General features: G+C 57.1%; 19 protein-coding genes. 8 read left to right on the forward strand and 11 right to left on the reverse strand.

Annotated features, from left to right (window positions below; genetic code table 11):
• Positions 1–21: 21 nt before the first annotated feature.
• Genes ACSQ3H_RS08650 through ACSQ3H_RS08660 form a run of 3 tightly spaced genes read right to left on the reverse strand, consistent with a single transcriptional unit; the run spans position 22 to position 2,640 of the window.
• Complete coding sequence (locus ACSQ3H_RS08650; protein WP_436116678.1) at positions 22–858, reverse strand: ABC transporter permease; 837 nt, start codon at positions 856–858, stop codon at positions 22–24.
• A gap of 9 nt (positions 859–867) precedes the next feature.
• A complete protein-coding gene (locus tag ACSQ3H_RS08655; RefSeq protein ID WP_436116679.1) occupies positions 868–1,629 on the reverse strand; it encodes an ABC transporter ATP-binding protein in 762 nt (253 codons plus the stop codon).
• A 15-nt stretch (positions 1,630–1,644) separates the two neighbouring features.
• Positions 1,645–2,640: an ABC transporter substrate-binding protein gene (locus ACSQ3H_RS08660; RefSeq protein ID WP_436116680.1), complete on the reverse strand. Its 996-nt coding sequence runs from the start codon at positions 2,638–2,640 to the stop codon at positions 1,645–1,647.
• A gap of 230 nt (positions 2,641–2,870) precedes the next feature.
• Here ACSQ3H_RS08660 and ACSQ3H_RS08665 point away from each other — a divergent pair, with 230 nt between their 5' ends.
• Positions 2,871–3,617 carry an isochorismatase family protein gene (locus ACSQ3H_RS08665; RefSeq protein ID WP_436116681.1) on the forward strand — a complete coding sequence of 249 codons (747 nt, stop codon included), beginning with the start codon at positions 2,871–2,873 and terminating at the stop codon, positions 3,615–3,617.
• A gap of 38 nt (positions 3,618–3,655) precedes the next feature.
• Here ACSQ3H_RS08665 and ACSQ3H_RS08670 read toward each other — a convergent pair whose 3' ends face one another.
• Entirely contained in the window at positions 3,656–4,483 is an 828-nt protein-coding gene (locus tag ACSQ3H_RS08670) for an alpha/beta fold hydrolase (protein WP_436116682.1), read from the reverse strand.
• A gap of 220 nt (positions 4,484–4,703) precedes the next feature.
• Here ACSQ3H_RS08670 and ACSQ3H_RS08675 point away from each other — a divergent pair, with 220 nt between their 5' ends.
• Complete coding sequence (locus ACSQ3H_RS08675; protein ID WP_436116683.1) at positions 4,704–5,282, forward strand: transglycosylase SLT domain-containing protein; 579 nt, start codon at positions 4,704–4,706, stop codon at positions 5,280–5,282.
• A gap of 60 nt (positions 5,283–5,342) precedes the next feature.
• Here ACSQ3H_RS08675 and ACSQ3H_RS08680 read toward each other — a convergent pair whose 3' ends face one another.
• Complete coding sequence (locus tag ACSQ3H_RS08680) at positions 5,343–6,002, reverse strand: peroxiredoxin (RefSeq protein ID WP_112530554.1); 660 nt, start codon at positions 6,000–6,002, stop codon at positions 5,343–5,345.
• 328 nt (positions 6,003–6,330) lie between these two features.
• On the opposite strand from ACSQ3H_RS08680, the gene ACSQ3H_RS08685 reads away from it, so the two are divergent.
• Complete coding sequence (locus tag ACSQ3H_RS08685) at positions 6,331–6,591, forward strand: hypothetical protein (RefSeq protein ID WP_436116684.1); 261 nt, start codon at positions 6,331–6,333, stop codon at positions 6,589–6,591.
• Between the two features lie 9 nt (positions 6,592–6,600).
• Here the strand turns inward: ACSQ3H_RS08685 and ACSQ3H_RS08690 are convergent, their stop codons facing one another.
• Positions 6,601–7,215, reverse strand: a complete 615-nt coding sequence (locus ACSQ3H_RS08690; RefSeq protein ID WP_436116685.1) for a pyridoxamine 5'-phosphate oxidase family protein — start codon at positions 7,213–7,215, stop codon at positions 6,601–6,603.
• A 132-nt stretch (positions 7,216–7,347) separates the two neighbouring features.
• Between ACSQ3H_RS08690 and ACSQ3H_RS08695 the strand changes: the two genes are divergently transcribed.
• Positions 7,348–8,247 (forward strand): LysR family transcriptional regulator, encoded by a 900-nt coding sequence (locus ACSQ3H_RS08695; RefSeq protein ID WP_436116686.1) that lies wholly within the window; start codon positions 7,348–7,350, stop codon positions 8,245–8,247.
• Between the two features lie 30 nt (positions 8,248–8,277).
• Here ACSQ3H_RS08695 and ACSQ3H_RS08700 read toward each other — a convergent pair whose 3' ends face one another.
• The 5 genes from ACSQ3H_RS08700 to ACSQ3H_RS08720 form a co-directional block, all read right to left on the reverse strand.
• A complete protein-coding gene (locus tag ACSQ3H_RS08700) occupies positions 8,278–9,828 on the reverse strand; it encodes an adenylate/guanylate cyclase domain-containing protein (RefSeq protein WP_436116687.1) in 1,551 nt (516 codons plus the stop codon).
• Positions 9,829–9,833: 5 nt separating this feature from the next.
• The gene (locus ACSQ3H_RS08705) at positions 9,834–10,199 is read right to left on the reverse strand and encodes a response regulator (RefSeq protein WP_436116688.1); all 366 of its coding nucleotides are present in this window, start codon (positions 10,197–10,199) and stop codon (positions 9,834–9,836) included.
• Between the two features lie 11 nt (positions 10,200–10,210).
• Positions 10,211–12,925: a response regulator gene (locus ACSQ3H_RS08710; protein ID WP_436116689.1), complete on the reverse strand. Its 2,715-nt coding sequence runs from the start codon at positions 12,923–12,925 to the stop codon at positions 10,211–10,213.
• Complete coding sequence (locus ACSQ3H_RS08715) at positions 12,922–13,665, reverse strand: Tll0287-like domain-containing protein (protein WP_436116690.1); 744 nt, start codon at positions 13,663–13,665, stop codon at positions 12,922–12,924. The genes ACSQ3H_RS08710 and ACSQ3H_RS08715 overlap by 4 nt, the downstream gene beginning before the upstream one ends.
• Positions 13,666–13,796: 131 nt before the next feature.
• Complete coding sequence (locus ACSQ3H_RS08720; RefSeq protein WP_436116691.1) at positions 13,797–16,019, reverse strand: bifunctional diguanylate cyclase/phosphodiesterase; 2,223 nt, start codon at positions 16,017–16,019, stop codon at positions 13,797–13,799.
• Between the two features lie 327 nt (positions 16,020–16,346).
• Here ACSQ3H_RS08720 and ACSQ3H_RS08725 point away from each other — a divergent pair, with 327 nt between their 5' ends.
• From ACSQ3H_RS08725 to ACSQ3H_RS08740, 4 genes are all read left to right on the forward strand, one after another.
• Positions 16,347–17,672: an ABC transporter substrate-binding protein gene (locus ACSQ3H_RS08725; RefSeq protein ID WP_436116692.1), complete on the forward strand. Its 1,326-nt coding sequence runs from the start codon at positions 16,347–16,349 to the stop codon at positions 17,670–17,672.
• 74 nt (positions 17,673–17,746) lie between these two features.
• Entirely contained in the window at positions 17,747–18,736 is a 990-nt protein-coding gene (locus ACSQ3H_RS08730; protein ID WP_436116693.1) for a carbohydrate ABC transporter permease, read from the forward strand.
• Positions 18,733–19,686 (forward strand): carbohydrate ABC transporter permease, encoded by a 954-nt coding sequence (locus ACSQ3H_RS08735; protein ID WP_436116694.1) that lies wholly within the window; start codon positions 18,733–18,735, stop codon positions 19,684–19,686. The genes ACSQ3H_RS08730 and ACSQ3H_RS08735 overlap by 4 nt, the downstream gene beginning before the upstream one ends.
• A complete protein-coding gene (locus ACSQ3H_RS08740) occupies positions 19,683–19,889 on the forward strand; it encodes a hypothetical protein (RefSeq protein ID WP_436116695.1) in 207 nt (68 codons plus the stop codon). The genes ACSQ3H_RS08735 and ACSQ3H_RS08740 overlap by 4 nt, the downstream gene beginning before the upstream one ends.
• Positions 19,890–19,892 lie beyond the last annotated feature (3 nt).

Here is a 19,892-nt window from a genome sequence, read left to right on the forward strand (position 1 = left end):
GTTACGTCGGCTGTTGTCGTGTCAGACGCCGTCGTGGCCGGTGATTTCGCTCTGCCAGGGTGCGACGTATTTCTCGAGCCATCCGACCAGTGCTGTCAGCGCAACGGCGAGGACCATGATCAGGATGACGGGCACGAACATCTCGGCGGTGCGGAAACTGTTGGCCGAGGTGATAATGATGCCGCCAAGGCCGGAGATCGCGGTGAGGAATTCGGCAATGACGATGCCGATGACCGCCTTGCCGATGCCAAGCCGCAGGCCGGCCATGATGTAGGGAATAGTCGCGGGCAGAATGATGCCGCGCATGATGGCCGTCTGCGAAGCGCAGAAGGCGGTGCCCACCTCGATCATGGTTTTCGGCACTGCCTTCACACCGAACCATGTGTTGATGCAGATGGGGAAGAAGGAGAGGAGGAAAACCACAACGGCCTTGACCATGAAGCCAAGACCGAACCACAGGATCAGCAGGGGAACGAGGGCAATCAGCGGCGTGGCGTAGCCAGCGGTGACATAAATGCCCAGGGCGGATTCGAGAAAACGGTATCGGCCGAGCAACAGCCCGACCGGGATACCGACAATCGCGGCGACGATGTAGCCGACCACGAATGGCTGGCTGCTTTGTATGAGCGCGTCCTGCAGGCGGCCGGTCTGCAGCATCGAGAAAAACGCCTTGATGATGGCGCTCGGATAGGTGCCGAGCAGCGGATTGACGTCCCTGCCGAAGAACTCCCAAAGGCCGGTCGCTATGGCAACCGATATGGTGGTGATCACCCATGCCGGTACAGTGGTTGTCCAGCTTGCCTGACCTGTGCGGCGCTCCACGCGGGCCGGCGCCTGTATTTCTGCATCTGTCGTCATAGTCTTTCCTTAGGCCGCAACTGAAACGCCCGCATCGTGCAGGGCTTCCCAGATCAGCGTGCGTTTTTTGGAATATTCCGCCGAAGTGCGAATGGCGCGCATATCGAGCCGCGGGCGCTCCAGTTCGATCGGGACGATCTGGCTTATCTTGCCAGCGTGCATGACCGCAACGCGGTCTGCGAGCATCACCGCTTCGTCGAGATCATGGGTCACGAAAATGATGGTCTTCTGCGTCTTGGCATGGATGGAAAGCAATTCGCCGTGCAGCCCCTCGCGCGTCTGCGAATCCAGCGCGCCGAAAGGCTCGTCCATGAGCAGCACTTCCGGATCGATCGCCAGCGCGCGGGCAATACCCACGCGCTGTTTCATGCCGCCGGAAAGCTGGTGCGGGCGTCTGTCCTTTGCCTGGGTCAGACCCACCAGTTCGAGATAATGCATGGCAGTCCTTGAAAGCTCAGGCTCCTTCATGCCCTTCATCTCCAGCCCATAGCCGATATTGCTGAGCGTGTTGCGCCATGGCAGCAATTCGGCATGCTGGAAGACCATACCGCGGTCGTGACCGCAGCCGGAGACAGGGCGCCCGGCGACTTTGACCTGACCGGATGTGGCTGTTTCAAGCCCCATGATGATGCGCAGAGCGGTCGTCTTGCCGCATCCGCTTGGACCGATCAGAGCAACGACGTCACCCTTTTCGACATTGAAGGAGACACCGTCCAGCGCATGATGCGTGCCAAAGGACTTGGTGATGTTCTGTACTTCCAGATGGGGCATATCAGTTTTCCAACATTATTTCTTGACGCGTGCGAGAGCCTCGGTGCGTACGCTGTCATCGACGAAATTCTTGGTGTCCATGTTGCCGTCAAGAACCTTCAGCTTGACCATCTCGTCGTCGACCCATTGCAGCTTGTCCAATGGAATGGCCAGATCCGCATTGATCGCCTTGTACTCGAGGGCCTCATTGTAAATGAACTCGGCGGTCTTGTCGTCTTCAGACAGGTGGCCAACCTTCCGCGCAACCTCCAGCATCGCATCCTTGTTGGCGATGGCGTGAGCAAGGCCTTCCATTTCGGCAGCGAGGAAATTGGTCATAGCTTCGCGGCGCTCGGCGATCTTCTTGCCGGTGGTCATGATGCAGACCTTGAGGAACTGCGGCGTTACCTCTGCACCCTTCAGCAGCGGCTTGACATTCAACGCGTCTGCATCGACCGCGAATTCACTTGAGCTCGCCGCGGCCGCGACCACCCCGCCGCCGACGGCCTTGACGCGGTCGGCGCTGCCGCCGGCATTGGCAAAAGTTACGTCCGTGTTGGCAAGGCCCGAGGCTTCAAGGGCGAGGCGGGTGAAAATATCGGGAAGCGAGCCAGGCGCTGAAACGCCGACTGTCTTGCCTTTCAGATCAGCCGCAGTGGCGATGTCCTTGCCGGAAAAGACGGTATAGGTCATGCCGGGCCAGTCGCAGCCGATGATCTTGACATCGGCGCCCTGATGCAAGGCGGAGAGCGCGATGACGGGGCTCGCTTCGAAACTGTCCAGATCGCCAGCGATCAAAGCCTTCAGCGCGGTCGGACCACCCGTAAACTGTACCATGTCGATATTGATGCCATGCTTGTCATCGAAGCCGCCTTCCGCAGCCTGAAACAGGAAACCGGAATCCCCCTTGGCTTCAACGATGCCATGACGCCACGCCTCTTGAGCGCTGGCTATCGAAGTCATTGCGGTCGATGCAAGGATCGCGCCGGCGAAAGCGCAGGCAAAGCGGGTTTTGATCGATTGGTAAACCATAGGTTCCTCCTCCAAGGGCGCCCTTCGGGCATTCATGCAAATACAGGTAGCCTAATTCTCTTGTCATTCTGTTATAATGTATGTTTGCCATACAAACAAATTTGTGGGAGAAGTCAAGTCGCCAAGGCATCTTTTTGTCGGGAAGAGCCTACACAGAAGCGTGTTTTCACCCGATCGGCGGCGCCATGGCATGGTTTTCCGGAGATTTCATACGATGGAGGATAGGCTAAATGGCCGAGCGAATCTGGGACAAGTTCCTGACCGAGCGCGACAAGGAAGTGTTCAAGCTTGCCGGATATGGCGCGCGAGCAGGGTTTGGCAAACGGCCGGCGCTGCTGATCGTCGATGTCAATTACGCGTTTTGCGGCGATAAACGCGAGCCCCTGCTTGAATCGGTCAAGCGATGGCGCCAGTCGGGTGGCGAAGCCGCCTGGGATGCTCTGCCTGTACTGCAGAAGCTGATCGGCACGGCCCGGGATCGGGAGGTACCGGTGATCTACACGACGGGAATACGGCGCTCTGACAATTGGGATGCGGGCGGCTGGGCATGGAAGAACGAACGCAGTGGTGAAAAGCCGGGTGGCAGCAATCGCGACGGCAACGAGATCATGCCGCAGATCGCGCCCGAACCGCGCGACATCGTCATCTACAAGCAGAAGCCCAGCGCCTTTCACGGTACCAACCTCATCAGCTATCTGACATTGCTGGGCTGTGACAGCGTCATCGTTGCCGGAACCGCAACCAGTGGCTGCGTGCGGGCGACCGTCGTCGACGCCTTCAGCTATAATCTGCGGGTAACGATGGTCGAAGACGGTTGCTTCGAGCGTTCCGAAGCAAGCCACGCCATGACGCTGTGCGACATGAACGCCAAATATGCCGACGTGATCGACAGCAGTGAGGTCATCGAATTTCTGTCCGGGCTGCCGCGCGGCCTGTACAATCTGCCGCGTGGCGCCAGTCCGAAGGCGGCGGACTAAGAAAGACGGCGCGAGTGATCGCGCCGTCCTTCGATACTTCAGGCTCTGGATGCCTCGATCAGCAGCCGGAGATTTTCGGCGATGATGGCCGGAACTTCCAGCGGCGTGAAATGGCGGGCGCCTTCGAGGATCGTCAGTATCGCGCCGGGAATGTTGTCAGCAAGGACACGCGCCATTTCCGGCGGTGTTGCGTAATCCTCGGTTCCCACGACAACACGGCATGGAAAATCGAACTTCGGCAATGCGGCGCGCAGGTCCGCCGCACCGAGCATGTTGCAGGTCGAGACATAGGCGTCAATTTCATTGGCGAGGAAGGTCGACACGGCGGCTTCCACCACGTCCGGGTTAGCCTCGCGAAAGCCATCGCTGAACCAGCGGGTCTTTTGAAAGCCGACAAGTGCCTTCAGGCCTTCGCTCCTGGCTTTTTCGGCACGTTCAGCCCAGGCCTCCGGAGCATTCTCCCCATACCAGGCCGTGGTGTCGAACAGGCCGAGAGCATCGACGCGCTCAGGGTAGGCTGCGGCAAAGGCGAGGGCGATGCAACCGCCCATGGAGGCACCGGCGACGACGGCCGATGACCAGCCAACGTGATTCATGAGATCGGCGAGATCATCGGCGAATTGCGCGGTGCTGTAGGCGCCTGCCGGTTTGCCGGAAACGCCGTGGCCGCGGCAATCATAAATGAGAACCTCGGATGCACCCTCAAGCACGGTGGCGGTTGGCTCCCAGAAAAACTTGTCCATCGCCAGCGAATGAATGAGAACGCAGCGGCCATCGCCGGTCCCCGGTACGATGCGATAGGAAAGCCTTATCCCGTCGCGAGTTTCCGCAAAGCCTATCGTTTGAGTGGGCATCAAATCGCTCATGGTAATTGTTCCGCTTCAGCATTGGGTGGAGATCGCTAGCGATGTTTGTCGCTCATCGTAGTATTGTATGACGGTATTAATTGATGGGTCAAGAGCTGTGAGCACCGCGGTGCCATATCGATCTTTAATCAAATTTTAAGGAGGGCATTACGAATCAATTAACCGGTAACCTGCTGTTAGGGATTCGGGGATAGGTGATTGGGAAGACAAGGACTTGCCCATGCGCCGCATCATATTCATTGCGTTGTTGTTGCTCACAGGCTGCGCCACAGCGCCCACCCAGACCAACAATGTCTGTGCCGTATTCGATCAAAGGGACGGCTTCTTCAACAATTGGTACAAGCAAGCCAAGGGCGTCGAAACGGAATACGGTGTGCCTGTTCCTATCCTCATGGCGACGATCTATACGGAATCGGGCTTTCAGGCGCGGGTCAAACCCCCACGCACCAAACTGTTCGGCTTCATTCCCTGGACACGGCCATCCACCGCCTATGGTTATTCACAGGCGCTCGACGGAACCTGGGCAGACTACCAGCGCGAAACCGGACGCTGGACTGCCCGGCGCACCGACTTTAGCGACGCGGTTCGTTTCATTGGCTGGTATCATGCACGGAGCCATCAGATGAACGGCATCCAGCTCAACGATGCCTACAATCTCTATGTTGCCTACTACGCGGGTCCGAATGACTATGCGCGCGGTACATGGCGAAGTAAGCCGGGCATTGACCGGACCGCACGGCGAACGGCAGAGATGGCGAACACCTATGCCAATCAGCTCGCCAGTTGTGGATTACAGTAGCGACGAAGTGATCGAAAAATGAAACCCGCCGGTTAGGGCGGGTTTCTCATATTGTACCGTTCAGGCGCTCGGCTGCTTGGTCTTGCGCAGATAGGGCAATACACGCTCGAACCCGCCGAAACGCTGGTTGGCATCCTCATCCGATACGGCTGCTGTGATGATGACATCCTCGCCCTGCTTCCACTGGGCAGGCGTTGCGACCTGGTGCTTCGCGGTAAGCTGGATACTGTCGATGGCGCGCAGGATCTCGTCGAAATTGCGGCCCGTGGTCATCGGGTAGGTGAGGGTCATCTTCACCTTCTTGTCAGGACCGATAACGAAGACCGAGCGCACAGTGGCATTGTCGGCCGGTGTGCGGCCCTCGGACGTATCGCCTGCTTCGGCCGGCAGCATGTCATAAAGTTTTGCGACCTTCAGATCCCTGTCGCCGATGAGGGGATAGTCGACCTCATGTCCGGTCGCCGTCTTGATATCCGCCTTCCACTTATCGTGATTTTCGACAGGATCGACCGAAATGCCGATGATCTTGGCATTGCGTTTGGCGAATTCCGGAGCAAGCCCGGCCATATAACCAAGCTCGGTCGTGCAGACCGGTGTAAAATTCTTCGGATGACTGAACAACACGGCATAGCTGCCGCCGATCCAGTCATGGAAATGGATTTCGCCCTGCGTGGTTTCAGCAGTGAAATCCGGTGCAGTGTCGTTGATGCGAAGGCCCATCGCGTTTCTCCCGTGGTGATGTGAAAATTTCCGCCAATCCGCCGCGCGAACCAGGCGAATGTGTCCAGTTTTATTTCCCTGCGAACGTATCACAAGCGGCATTGCATGAATATGTCTGTGACCACCCATCTTTCGCGGTTACGGAAATAAACAGGCAATAGGACCGGCAGTTCAACTAGCTACAAGGATGCCGGGTTAGGCCCGACGTTAATCCTGCTAATCCGCATTGGCTAAAAATTTGCTGTTAAATAGCTCTTACGGTCTATTACGTTTCCGTCAAGAATCTTGGAAAGATTTAAGCAGGAGATTACGAGGTGGGCACCGAATAATGAATGACAAATTGGGGCAGCTTATTAGCATTCTCAAAGAACAATCAGACGAAATAGCACAACTCAATATGGACTACGCGGTAGAGCGCACGCTCGTCACTGGAGTGATGTCACTGTTAAGTGCGCGCGGCTTGCTGCTGGACGTGGATTTCGACGAAATCGCCGACATTGGCTCGAGAGTGGGGAATTCTCAGTTCTCCACTCTACTGGCGAGCAGGATCGAACGCCTGAGAACGGATATTCCGGTTCGATATAATTGACGCGCCTCGTCAAGCTGGCCGCAAGCGGGCGAGTTCCGCTTCGAGCGACTTGATGCGCTCGTCGCGTTCGGCCAACAATGCCGCCACATCGGTGGCTTCGAAACGCATGGGAATGTGCTGCGGGCAGTTCATGTCCCAGGCAGTAACTGTGAACAGGATCGCCTGTTCCGGACGCGCGCGGTAGCCTTCCGGCATCAGCCGTTGCGTGAGATGTGGGTCGTCCTCGACAGTGCGCGCTTCGCCCCACAGCTTCACCCGCTGCCGGTTGCGGTAATCAATGAGAAACAGGAAGGCCTTCGGATTATCGCCAAGATTGCCCGATGTGATGTACTGGCGGTTGCCGGTAAAATCCGCGAAAGCGATGGTCGTCTCGTCGATGACGCGCAGAAAACCGGGTGGTCCGCCACGGTGCTGAATGTAGGGCTGTCCCTCGTTATTTGCCGTGCCGAAGAAGATACTGGTCTGGCTATGGATGAAATCCGCAAGGTCGGGCGTGATGCGCGTTTGCCATGAGCCGCGCTGCTCCATGCTCTCGTAGCCATGCCGGGATCCCTTGCGGGTCTGAATTGACTTGACCGTCGGTGTGAAAGCGACGTCGCTGGAAAAGGCGTGTTCAGACGACATGACCAACTCCTCTGAGAGATTGAGATACCAAGCGCAGATATGATGCGAGAACGGCGGTAATGTAGTCTCTTCCATGAAATTGCTGTAGACGTCAGCTATTGGAGTTTTCATTCCGAAAAATGGAAGGTTCGAATGGATCGTCTGGATGCAATGGCTGTACTTCTTGCTGTTACAGAGACAGGAAGCCTGTCCGCCGCCTCACGCCGGCTTGGCACACCGCTCGCAACCGTCAGCCGCAAAATCTCCGACCTTGAGGCGCATCTGAAGACGCGTTTGCTTATCCGTTCGAGCCGCCACGTGTCGCTGACCGATGCCGGCCGCACCTATGTCGAGGCGAGCAAGGCAATTCTGGAGCAGGTCGATGAGGCGGAGCGAACCGCTGCGGGCGAATACACGACGCCGAGGGGGGACCTGACGATTACAGCGCCCGTGGTATTCGGGCGCCTTCATGTGTTGCCCGTCGTCATCGAATTCCTCAAGATCTATCCGGAAATCAATTTGAGGCTCAGTCTCAGCGACCGTCAGGTCAATCTGGTGGAAGACCATATCGATCTCGCGCTGCGTATCGGCAACCTGCCGGACAGCAATCTTGTCGCGACCAGGGTCGGTTCGATCCGCCGTGCGGCCTATGCGAGCCCGGCCTATCTTGTGCAACGCGGCGTACCGGAGCGCCCTGAAGACCTCGATGGCCACGAGTGCATCACGTTCGAGGGGCTGAATTCGCCACGAAGCTGGACTTTCATCGAGGGCAAGAAGGAGGTCGCCGTGCCGGTCCACTCGCGGCTGAGTGTCAGCACGGCGGAAGCGGCGATCGATGCGGCAGTCGCGGGGCTCGGGGTAACGCGCCTCCTGTCCTACCAGGCGGCCCGCGCTATCGCGGCGGGCGAATTGCAAATCGTGCTTGAGGCGTTCGAACCGGAGCCTTGGCCGGTGAGCCTGATCTACGTGGCTCAAGGCCTGGTGCCGCTGAAACTGCGGGCGTTTATTGATTTCGCGGTGCCGAGGCTGAGGGAGCGGATGACTGCGGCGTAAAGATCAGGCAAGCCGAAGGGGGCGAGATCATTAAAGCAAGTATGTCGGGTATTTCCCGATCCCCTGGATATCCCTGACTTCCCGGTGGCATTCACCAAAGTCCGGTCCCAGCGCCTCGAACGTACTTTGCGAAATCTGGATACGTCCCGGCGTGCCGCATGATTCCATGCGGCTGGCAACGTTCACCGTGTGTCCCCAGACATCGTAGACGAAGCGCTTCCGGCCGATCAGGCCGGCGATCACAGGCCCGCTGTTTATTCCGATCCGCAGCTTGAGCGGAGGCTCCGGACCTGTGAGCTGGCACATCTCGGCCAGCATGGCCCTGGCAAAAGCCACGGCTGCCTGCGCATGGTCCGGGCGGGGGTCGGGCAATCCGGCCGCAGCCATGTAGGCATCGCCGATGGTCTTGATCTTCTCGACGCCGTGCTGATCGGCAAGTTCGTCAAAACGCGAAAACAGCTCCCCAAGCCTTTGCACCAATACAATAGCCGGGGTTCGTGCCGCAAATTCCGTGAAATTGACGATATCGGCAAAGACGATCGTGGCCATATCGATGCGGTCGGCGATCACCTTCTCGCCATCGGCCAGCCGTTTTACCACCTGCCTCGGAAGAATGGCGTGAAGCAGCGTATCGGCCCGCTCCTTCTCGAATTCGATCTGCGCAAGATAGCGCCTTTCACGTTCGCGCCAACGGCTGCGTTCGAGGCAGGCAGTTATGCGGGCCCGCAACAGCACCGGATCTATCGGCTTTTGCAGATAATCTTCGGCTCCCGCTTCGATACAGCGGATAATCGCGTCATCATCCTTCAGGCCCGAAATCATGATCACCGGGATTTCGCGCAAGCGCTTGTGCGATTTGAGCCGGCTGAGGAGCTCGATGCCGTTCATGTCGGGCATGAGGATATCGGCCAATGCGAGATCGAATTCTTGTGTTTCCAGAATGCGGAGGGCCTCTTCGCCGGAACCTGCCACGGTGACCAGATGTCCGTCGCGACTGAGGCGCCTGTTCAGGAGATCGCGGTTCGAGGCCGTATCATCCACAACGAGAATACGTCCTGTTTCCTCGGAAGAAAGGGGCGAGCGGGCCGCAAGGGTTCGCGCGAGATCGGCCGCGATCGTGACATCGACATGATCTGTCGGCTTTTCATCAGGATCGTCGGAGAAGATATCGAGCCGTCCATCGATCTGCTCCAGCAGAAGCCGGCTTTCATGGATGATCCTTGAGATGTCCTCAACGATGCCTGGGGAAAGGGCCTCGGCAAAATCCTCGATAACCATCTCCGAATAGCCGAGAATCGCATTCATCGGCGTTCGCAGGTCATGCCGTAATTCACTGTCTAGGGCGAATACGCCCCCGGCATCGGATGCCTCCATGTCGAGGAGGCGCCTGATCAGATCGTTGAGATCGCGGGCGGCGGAGAGCACTCGGCCCAGATCTGGCAGTGCCTCCGCTGGCCCGGTCGCCTGGACATCTTCGATCACCAGTTCCTGATAGCCTAGTATGGCCTGCGCGGGGTCGGCGATCTTTTGCACGAGCCTGGCAATATAGGCGCGGCGGCCGATGTCAGTGGGCAGGGACACCAGCCTCAACCTCCCGTCAAACGGACGATCTTGTCGAGGAGCGCCGGCAATTCGATGGGTTTGGTATCATAATCGTCACAACCGGCTTCCATGGCCTTTTCCCGGTCACCGGCCATGGCATGGGCAGTGAGAGCGATAACAGGAATGGCCGCAGTGGCGGGATTTCCCTTGATCCGCCGCGTTGCTTCCCAGCCATCGATCACCGGCAGGCTCATGTCCATCAACACAAGATCAGGTTTGCCGCTGACGGCCGCTTCGACGCCAGCGAGGCCATCGGTCGCGATAATCACCTCATATCCCCGCCGTTCCAACCGGCGGGAAAGCATGTCGCGGTTCATCTCATTGTCTTCGACGAGAAGAATCTTGACCATATTCCAGCTCCTCAGGCATCTTCGTTCAGTGGCACATGCCGCTTCAAGGCTGCGATCAGGTCGGCGCGGCCTTTGGTTCCTTTTCTGACAACTTCACTTGCGCGCGTATTGAGCCAATCCAGTTCGTCGCGGGTAAGATCCTTCGATGTGACGACAACGACGGGAATATCGACCAGGTCCGGCCGGTCGTGAATAGCCCGAAGCAGCGCAAAGCCGTCCATATTCGGCATCATCAAATCGAGGACCATGACTGTCGGACGTCCAGCCTCAAGCTCGGCGAGCCCGCGCCGGCCATCGGTCGCCTCCCGAACCCGCCAGCCTTCGCGAACAAGTACTCTTCGAAAAAGCTCCCGCGTTGCCGGGTCGTCATCGACAATCAGCACGTCGTGCCGTCCGGCACCCGCCACGGCGTTCAACATTTCGACAAGCTGGCGCGGATCGATCGGCTTGACCAAATGGCCCGCTGCGCCGAAGGCCAGGCCCATCTCCCGATCCGCCACGACGGTTGCGAGGATCACCGGTATATCGCGCAGCGCCTTGTCAGACTTGATCTCGCGCAATACCGACCAGCCATCCTGGCCGGGCATGATCACATCCAGAATGATCGCGTCCGGACGCGATTTGCGCATCTTTGCCATGCCCTCTTCGCCGCCGGCAGCTTCGATCACCCTGAAGCCGGCACCGCGTACTGTTTCCGAAATGAATTTGCGTGCCCGGGCCTCGTCGTCGATGACAAGAACCGTTCCACGCATACGTACTCCGTCGGGCACCTCGATCTGCTGAGGAGTTTCCTGGGCGAGGGGAACGGTGCAATTTGCCGGTATCGTGAAGCGAAAGGTCGAACCCTTGCCGAATTCGCTTTCCACCTCGATGGTTCCACCCATCATCTTGATGAAATGCTGGGTAATCGCCAGACCAAGACCGGTGCCGCCGTAGTTTCGCGTGGTGGACGCATCGACCTGCACGAATGCCTGGAAAAGTTTTGCCTGCTGCTCTTCCGTCATGCCGATACCGTTATCGCTGACAGCGAACTCCACCAGATCGCCACGCTCGTCCTGATAGCGCCTGACCGACAGCCGGATCTCATCGTTCTCGGTAAACTTGGCGGCATTCGAGAGCAGATTGAAAAGGTTTTGCCGCAGCTTGGTCTTGTCGGTCTCGATTTCGTCAGGCTCGACTGACGCGGTGACCGTCAGCCGGTTGCCCTTCTTGGTGATCAGCGGAGCGACCGTGCTCTCGACCTCGGCCAGAAGCTGTTTCAGGCTGACAGGCTCGATGTAGAGCTCCATCTTGCCCGCCTCGATCTTCGAAAGATCGAGGACATCATTGATCAATGCAAGGAGATGCCGGCCCGATCCCATGATTTTACCTAGGTCGGCAACAAAACCGGGCTTGTCCCAGTCACTGGCGTCCTCGATGAGCATCTCGCTATAGCCGATGATCGCGTTGAGCGGCGTGCGCAATTCGTGACTCATGGAAGCGAGGAAACGGCTCTTCTCGTGGCTGGCAACTTCGGCGCCGCGCCGCGCCTCCTCGAGTTCCGTCTGGCGATGCTTCAGATCCGTGATATCCGTATAAACTGCGACCGTTCCGCCTTCCGGTGTCTTGCGCTTGGCAATGCGAAGCCACGTGCCATTGGCGAATTGACGTTCGATCGTCCCGTGCGGATCATGATGGCGGCGCACGGCCTCCTTTATCCAATCTTCCCTGTCAGCGCCATCTATCCCGGTCCTGCCGCGTTCTGCTTGCGCGCGCATGATATCTTCGAAGCGCGTTCCAGGTGTCATCAGGTCCGCTGTCTCGGGGAAAATCTCCAGATACCGCTGGTTGACCAGGACGAGCTTGTCGTCTGCGTCGAAGAACGCAAAGCCATCGGGGATGGTTTCGATTGCGGTCCTGACAGTATTTCGCTGGCGTTCGGCGGCCGCCTCGAGCATGCGGCGCTCGGCCTGCCCGTCGCGCAACAGTCGCAATGTCGTTGCAAGCCGACCAAACTCGTCACGCCCTTCGGGAGGAAGTTCGACATCCTCGCGTCCCCGGGTGAGTTGAGCCATTGCCCTGTCGACGCGGCCCAGCGGCACCAGGATCGATCTAAGCACCAGCCAGGTCATGATCGCGCCAACGATGGTAATGGCACTGACCGCAATTATGGCGCGGTGAAATGTGTTTCGCATCGTTTTGACGGCCATATCGCGCGCTGCATCGGCTTCGGTTTCAAGACGTGTTTCAAGCGCCGTCAGTACACCGTCGATTTCGTCACTATAACTTCTTGCTGCCGCTAGCCGTGTGTTGCCGACAACACGGTTGTCATCGGTGTAGGCGTCGACCGCTTCCATTGCCTGATCGTAATAGGCTTTTGCACCCTTCTGGATCATATCGGCGGCGTCGGGGGCAAATTCCCTGATGCGTGCCAAATCCGCCTCAAGGGCGGTCCTTGCGGTTTCAGCCCGGCGCTCCGACAGTGTCAGCAGGCTCACCGACAGATCGGTCAGCCAGTAGCGTACTTCACCAAAATGCCGGTGTGCCTTGACGGCCTCGCCGAACATATGAAAACGCGCATTGGCCGCCTCGACACGCCGTTGGTTGTCGAGAAGGTCATGGGCCATGAAGGCGACGCTGAGAAGAAGCGCGCCCAAAAGACCCGCCGAAAGACAGGCGAGGCGCAGTGGTATCTTCCGTTCGAGCAAACGGCCGATGCGGGACCGAATGGCATTAAAAGCGTTCATTTGAAGAGCGTGATGCTGATCGCACCCCCCAGATCGCCTTCAGCGCCGCCCTCTTTCGGATAGCCGGAAATGTCCATCTCGCCCTTGGGTTGTCCATGGCAGGTGAGGCAGGACGCTGAATAGTATTCGGGTATGAGCATGCGAAACGAAGGGCGATCATTCATAGGCACCTCTTCGACGAAGGGTTTGCCTTTTGGCCAATCCGCGGACAAGAATTTTTCTTCGATGACCTTCTGCTCCCACTGATCGGGGAGGGCCTTGCGATTTCGCACCAGTTCCTTTGGAGCCGTCACCTTCATCTTTGCCTGATCGCCGACTTTTTCTCCGAAGCGTTCATTGACGAGGCGCGCAAATGTAGCAGGAATAAAGCCTTTGAAACCCACGCCCTGCACATCGATCATCTTCTGATGCTCATCAACGACTTCGCGCAAGGCAGCGAGTTGGGCATCAAAAAGTTTTCTGTCCTGCGCATCGAAACTGTCCTCCGGCGCGGGTTTTCCCTTGGCGAAGATTTCAAGTGCTTCGTCCGCAACGCGTTGCCCGGTCAGATGCTTCTCGCCTATCGACGCATTGTTGATCAGGTTCTGGTGGCTTGAAATCACAGTTCGACCAGCACGCAGGAACGCCGCTAGCCGTTCTCCCGTAGCGACGTCGCTACTGTCGTCTGCGGCAACCGCACCAGCAAAAGCGCAAAAAGCAACTCCTGCCAGAAAGATTCCGCACCTCAGAACGCGATGCATGATATTCCCCATATTTTTATTGATTATGGGAATTATTGTAACAGACGCATGAAGAATTCAAAAGCGCCCCATTTGGGCGACTTTAGCGGCGATCGGGACTGTACTCGAATCGGCTTACGGTTCTCGCTACTTCAGCTGCGCGAGGCCGGAATATGCAGATCAAGTGAAGCAGATACACGAAGCAGGCGTTCGATTTCCTTGACGGGCACAGGACGGGACAGAAGAAAGCCTTGGAGATCATCGCAGCCGATCTGGCGCAGATAGTCGCTTTGCTCGGTTGTTTCCACGCCTTCTGCTGTCGTACGAAGACCTTTTGCATGGGCAAGATTAACGATGGCTCTGACAATATCTTCGTCATTGGCCGAGCGGCCGAAGCCCTGAACAAAGCTTCGATCAATCTTGATGCGATCGACTTCCAGCTGCTGCAGTCGTCCGAGTGACGAGAAACCCGTTCCAAAATCATCAAGCGCGATAGTCACACCCAGTGCGCGAAGCGCCCTGATATTGTGTTCGCAATGTCCGGCACTGTCGGTAAGGGTACTTTCCGTAATCTCCAGTTCAAGCCGGCGCGGATCCGTTCCGATTGCCAGCAACAATTTCGCAACTTTCATTGCATAGGCCGGATTTCTCAATTCGACTGCCGACACGTTTACCGCGAGCGTCTCGATTGGCCATGACCTCGATTCCGTGCAAGCCTGCCGCAGGACACGTTCGCCCAGCGCTTCGATCAGGCCTGCTTCCTCTGCTATCGGAATGAACACTTCCGGCGAAATCCACCCGTGTTCCGGGTGCTGCCAGCGCAGGAGAGCCTCAACTCCGGTGATCTGCTGTTCCTCGGCCGAATAAAGCGGTTGATAGTGAACCTGTATCTGGGTCTCCGACTGCATTGCCTCACGCAACTCGCGTTCCAAGGCGCGGCGCTGCTGGAGCATTGCGTCCATTTCTTTACCAAACACCGCAAACCGGCTTCGCCCAGTGGTCTTCGCGTGATAGAGCGCAATGTCCGCCTTTCTGACAAGCTCATCTCCCCCGGTGCCGTCTTGAGGTGCGGTGGCGACGCCGATGCTCACGCCGATGAAGATATGATTTCCATCGATATCGAATGGATGGCGGACGATCGTGATGATTTGCTCGCAAAGCGCTTCGAGCGCCGAAAGGGGTGCGAAGTTGGGAACAATAATCGTAAATTCATCACCGCCGACCCGGGCCATGAAAGTGTTCTGGTCGATAATGTCTTTAAGGCGCGTCGTGAATTGCCGGATGAGCTCATCACCCACCGGATGACCGAGTGTGTCGTTGACCTGCTTGAATCGATCGAGATCAAGATAAAGCACTGCCACTGAGGCATTCTTGACGTTTGACAGCGCCCCATCGAGCCTGTCATTGAAATGTGCCCGGTTGGGCAAACCGGTCAGGGAATCATGCAGTGCGAGAAATTTCATCCGCTCTTCGCTCGCACGCAACTTGGCGGATCTCAGGCGGAGGACCGCGAGGAGGATCGCCATGGTTCCCAACATAAACAACAGGATGCCGACCAATGCCGGGCCAATTTGTCTCATGACCGTGGAACCGGGGCGGTAGGGCTGCCAGATGAAATATCCGATCGTGTTCCCGGCGGTCGACCGAAGTGGATAACTGTACTCGCCGGCTTGCAACGCGTCTTGTGAGGAGTATCGCAGGCCATCAAAAAGATAGTCCCGTTCAAGGTCTGCGATGAAGCTCTTGTCCAGATAGCGAACGGAAACGTGCAGGTATGTTTCATCAACCGTCTGTAAAATGTTGCCGCTGTCGGAGACGATCGGTTTGACGCTGACGATGGCCGGCCGGCTATCCAGTGTCAAAATTTCCGAGGCGCCGGCGCTTAACACCCGTTCGCCAAATCCGTTGGGATCGGGATGGCGCAAGGATTCCCTGAGCTTTGACGCGAGCGGCGCGACGCTGGGCTTGACGCCATCATAGGCAGATCGATCGATCATTTTGCCGCCAGCAAACGCGAACAAACCATCATCCTTTGGGTCGAGGATGTAGACCGCATCATGACCAAAATACGTGGTCATCCAGCCGCCAAGATTGTTGTTCAGCCACTCCGCACTGTCGGGGCTCTTGACTTGGCGGACTGCTTCATCCCAGACGGTCGAACTTTCCTGGTCGTGAGCGATCGAGAACTGCGCCTGCGATAGTACCAAGGCGAGTAGCCGTTCCTGCCGCTCGACAGCGATCTGATCAGTCATGCGGCTCGACCATGCAAGCAGCACGAAAATTGCAAAGCAGACGGCCATGGCAATTCCAAGAATTGGCATGGCTGACTTGAGCAGGGACGTCCGATATGTCGGAGAAAGCTTGGTATCAGTCATTGAAACGGTCTCGCATTCAGCGTGTTATAAAGCAAAGTATCTAATCGAAAATGGACGGGTGCGAAATTTGCGAACCAAACCATCGCCAAGCGTTCAGCTCAGACCCGCCCAAACGCTTCAACACTCCGCTCCAACTGCACCCCCGAGCATTGCATGCCGCATTATCAGTGTGCAATGCAGCAACGATTCATACTTGAAATGTTCAGTAAAGTAGGTACTACTTAACAAAATTACTCAACACGGTGGAGAGAGATCGTGTGAGGATCAAGGGAACAAACAATATTGTCGAAAGCGGCACGGTGTCGCTTATGTATCTGGGAGGAATGCATGAAAACGATAAAGCAGGCCCTGCTCGGGGCGACCTCGGCGTTTGTGCTGTTCATGGCCGCGCCGAATCTGGCGAAGGCAGATGAACTCACCCTATGTTGGGCGGCATGGGATCCCGCCAACGCACTGGTTGAGCTATCGAAAGATTTTACATCTCAAAGCGGAACGACAATGAAATTCGAATTCGTGCCTTGGCCGAATTTCGCCGACCGCATCCTCAATGAACTCAACTCCGGTGGCAAGCTCTGCGATCTTCTGATCGGCGATAGCCAGTGGCTCGGCGGTTCGGCTGAGAACGGCTACTATGTAAAGCTCAATGATTTCTTCGACAAGGAAGGGATCAAGATGAGCGATTTCGCCGACGCAGCAGTCAACGCCTATGCGACATGGCCGAAAGGCACGCCGAACTATTGGGCGCTGCCGGCAATGGGCGACGCCAATGCCTGGTTCTACCGCAAGGACTGGTTTGCCAAGCCTGAAATTCAGGCCGAATTCAAAAAGAAGTACAATCGCGATCTGGCTGCCCCAACGACCTGGGATGAGTTGATACAGGTGGCCGAGTTCTTCAATGGGCGGGAAATCGACGGCAAGAAGGTTTACGGAGCCGCGATCTTCACCGAACGCGCATCCGAAGGCATCACCATGGGCGCAACATCGGCGCTTTATCCCTATGGCTTCAAGTATGAAAATACGCCGGGCAAATATGACATGGAGGGCGCGGTCAATTCGCCTGACGCTGTCGCCGGGCTCGAAGCCTACAAGAAACTCTACAAATGCTGCACGCCGCCCGGTTACACGGATGCCTATATGGGCGAAAGCCTCGATGCCTTCAAATCCGGGCAAGTGGCAATGGCGATGAACTGGTTCGCTTTCTTCCCGGGCCTTTACAAGGACGAGAAGGTTGGCGGCGACAAGATCGGGTTCTTTGTCAATCCGAAGGAGAAGGTCGCGGCCTCGACACTTGGCGGACAGGGAATTTCCGTCGTTGCCAATACCGACAACATGGAAGGTGCTCTTGCCTATATCAAATGGTTTGCCCAGCCGGATGTTCAGAAAAAATGGTGGTCGCTTGGCGGCTACGCCGTACACAAATCGGTGCTGAACGATCCGACGTTTACGGAGAGCCAGCCATTTGCAGCGGACTTCCTGGTGGCCATGAATCAGGTTCAGGATTTCTGGCAGGAACCGTCCTATGCTATTCTTCTGCAGGCTATGCAGAAACGCCTCCACGATTACGTCGTTGCAGACAAGGGCACGGCTAAAGAGGCGCTTGATGGGCTGGTCAAGGACTGGACAGAGGTCTTCAAGGACGATGGGAAGCTCTAGAGCTTCGGCGCTTTAGGTGGCCCCGTGCTGAAATGACTGCCCGGATCCGAAAACGTACCGGGCAGTTCTTTCGAATGCGACGCTTTAAAACCCAGGTGAAGTCCGTGACCGATACAAGTTCCACCATTTTGGGTGAGGCTGTTGCCCGTGCTACGCCGGCGCCCATCGCTTCCAGAATTCGCGGCCTGTCCGATCGCTCCATGGCGTGGCTGTTCATTACGCCCGCCATCGCCCTGTTATTGGCCGTCAACATTTTTCCGCTGATCTGGGCGATCTACCTCTCATTTACGAATTTCAGGGCGAACCGGCCGAATGCTGCGCTGGAAAGTGTTGGCCTCAGCAATTACAGCCGGGTACTGAATGATCCGAATATCTGGCAAGCCATGCAGACGACGGCGCATTTCGTCTTCTGGACGATCCTGCTGCAGACGCTGATCGGATTTTCTCTCGCTTATCTGATTGACCGGAAGTTCCGCGGGCACGCTTTCTGGACGACCGTCATCCTTGTTCCAATGATGCTGTCTCCAGCCGTTGTCGGCAATTTCTGGCGGTTTCTCTATCAGCCGCAGATTGGCCTTTTCAATCACATCGTGTCTTTCCTAACCGGTATCCCGCCGTCCTCATTCGAAATGCTGGGTTCGGTCCGGCTTTCGCCCTGGGCAATCATCATCGTCGATACCTGGATGTGGACGCCCTACGTCATGCTGATCTGCCTGGCCGGGCTGCGGTCGATCCCCGACTACATCTATGAGGCCGCAGAGGTGGATCGCGCTTCGCTTTGGCGCCAGTTCTGGTCGATCACGCTGCCGATGGCACTGCCTTTCATCATGCTTGCAGTGCTCTTCCGTGGCATCGAAAACTTCAAGATGTTCGACATGGTGACCCTTCTCACGGGAGGCGGTCCGGGTTCGACAACGGAAGTCGCCTCCATCACGCTGAAGCGGGAGGCATTTGAAAGCTGGCGCACCGGCCGTGCGTCCGCCTTTGCGATCATTCTCTTTGTCGCGGTGTTCGGTCTTGCCAACATCTATGTGAAAGCCCTCAACAAGGTGAAACAGCGATGAGCTCTGTCAATACTGCCCATTCGGTCGTCGAGCCGAGCGTCACATCAAAGCGTATCGCCGCGACGATCGTCATCGCCTATGCAGTGATCACGATGGTCCCGCTTGTATGGATCGTTCTGACCAGCTTCAAATCACCTCCGGATTCGATCAGCTATCCGCCGAAAATCGTGTTTCAGCCGACGCTGGAGGGTTATTGCAACCTGTTCACAACGCGCACGCGGCAAACCTCCGAGTACATCGCTTCGCTTGGCGCTCCGACGAGCACCTGTGATGAGATCACGCGAAGCCGCAACATGGTCATCGCCGGGCCTTCGAATTACTGGCCGCGCTTCCAGAACTCGCTGGTGATCGCCTTCGGCTCAACGTTCCTCGCCGTCTCGCTCGGCACTCTTGCGGCCTACGGATTTTCACGTTTCAAGGTTCCTCTCGCGGAGGACCTTTTATTCTTCATTCTCTCGACGCGAATGATGCCGCCCATCGCCGTCGCAATCCCCATTTATCTGATGTATCGGCAGCTTGGCCTGTCTGACACGGCGCTGGGCATGATCCTGCTCTACACGGCCGTGAACGTCTCGCTTGCCGTCTGGCTCCTGAAGGGTTTCATCGACGAGATTCCGCGCGAGTACGAAGAGGCAGCAATGATCGACGGCTACACGCGCATGCAGGCCTTTTTCAAGGTTGTCCTGCCGCAGGCGACTACCGGGATCGCCGCCACGGCCATCTTCTGCCTGATCTTTGCCTGGAATGAATATGCCTTTGCGGTGCTTTTGACCTCGGGTGCGGCCCAGACTGCTCCACCGTTCATTCCAACGATTATTGGCGAGGGCGGACAGGACTGGCCGGCGGTTGCCGCCGGAACCACGATCTTCGTCGTTCCGATCCTCGTTTTCACTATCCTCCTGCGCAAGCAGCTGTTGCGCGGCATCACCTTTGGAGCTGTACGCAAATGACGGCACAAACACCTGTACCCGCGAAACCAAAACGGCCGTTCTTTTTCAGACGCGGTCCGATGGAAAATATCGCGACCGCTCTGATCGGCCTCGGATTCCTGATGCTGTTCCAGCCTTTTCTTCTGATCTTTTATACCTGGTCGCTTGTCACACTGTTGGCTGGGACCCTCATGTTCATCGTCGTTTCAAAGTTTCCGGAGTAGGCG

The sequence above is a fragment of the Phyllobacterium sp. LjRoot231 genome (assembly GCF_964253365.1).
GTDB lineage: Bacteria > Pseudomonadota > Alphaproteobacteria > Rhizobiales > Rhizobiaceae > Phyllobacterium.

Bases quoted from the DNA above. Each gene is read 5' to 3' on its own strand.
- ACSQ3H_RS08650 (WP_436116678.1), bottom strand. From the start codon at position 858: ATGACGACAGATGCAGAAATACAGGCGCCGGCCCGCGTGGAGCGCCGC.
- ACSQ3H_RS08655 (WP_436116679.1), bottom strand. From the start codon at position 1,629: ATGCCCCATCTGGAAGTACAGAACATCACCAAGTCCTTTGGCACGCAT.
- ACSQ3H_RS08660 (WP_436116680.1), bottom strand. From the start codon at position 2,640: ATGGTTTACCAATCGATCAAAACCCGCTTTGCCTGCGCTTTCGCCGGC.
- ACSQ3H_RS08665 (WP_436116681.1), top strand. From the start codon at position 2,871: ATGGCCGAGCGAATCTGGGACAAGTTCCTGACCGAGCGCGACAAGGAA.
- ACSQ3H_RS08670 (WP_436116682.1), bottom strand. From the start codon at position 4,483: ATGAGCGATTTGATGCCCACTCAAACGATAGGCTTTGCGGAAACTCGC.
- ACSQ3H_RS08675 (WP_436116683.1), top strand. From the start codon at position 4,704: ATGCGCCGCATCATATTCATTGCGTTGTTGTTGCTCACAGGCTGCGCC.
- ACSQ3H_RS08680 (WP_112530554.1), bottom strand. From the start codon at position 6,002: ATGGGCCTTCGCATCAACGACACTGCACCGGATTTCACTGCTGAAACC.
- ACSQ3H_RS08685 (WP_436116684.1), top strand. From the start codon at position 6,331: ATGAATGACAAATTGGGGCAGCTTATTAGCATTCTCAAAGAACAATCA.
- ACSQ3H_RS08690 (WP_436116685.1), bottom strand. From the start codon at position 7,215: ATGTCGTCTGAACACGCCTTTTCCAGCGACGTCGCTTTCACACCGACG.
- ACSQ3H_RS08695 (WP_436116686.1), top strand. From the start codon at position 7,348: ATGGATCGTCTGGATGCAATGGCTGTACTTCTTGCTGTTACAGAGACA.
- ACSQ3H_RS08705 (WP_436116688.1), bottom strand. From the start codon at position 10,199: ATGGTCAAGATTCTTCTCGTCGAAGACAATGAGATGAACCGCGACATG.
- ACSQ3H_RS08710 (WP_436116689.1), bottom strand. From the start codon at position 12,925: ATGAACGCTTTTAATGCCATTCGGTCCCGCATCGGCCGTTTGCTCGAA.
- ACSQ3H_RS08715 (WP_436116690.1), bottom strand. From the start codon at position 13,665: ATGCATCGCGTTCTGAGGTGCGGAATCTTTCTGGCAGGAGTTGCTTTT.
- ACSQ3H_RS08720 (WP_436116691.1), bottom strand. From the start codon at position 16,019: ATGACTGATACCAAGCTTTCTCCGACATATCGGACGTCCCTGCTCAAG.
- ACSQ3H_RS08725 (WP_436116692.1), top strand. From the start codon at position 16,347: ATGAAAACGATAAAGCAGGCCCTGCTCGGGGCGACCTCGGCGTTTGTG.
- ACSQ3H_RS08730 (WP_436116693.1), top strand. From the start codon at position 17,747: ATGCGACGCTTTAAAACCCAGGTGAAGTCCGTGACCGATACAAGTTCC.
- ACSQ3H_RS08735 (WP_436116694.1), top strand. From the start codon at position 18,733: ATGAGCTCTGTCAATACTGCCCATTCGGTCGTCGAGCCGAGCGTCACA.
- ACSQ3H_RS08740 (WP_436116695.1), top strand. From the start codon at position 19,683: ATGACGGCACAAACACCTGTACCCGCGAAACCAAAACGGCCGTTCTTT.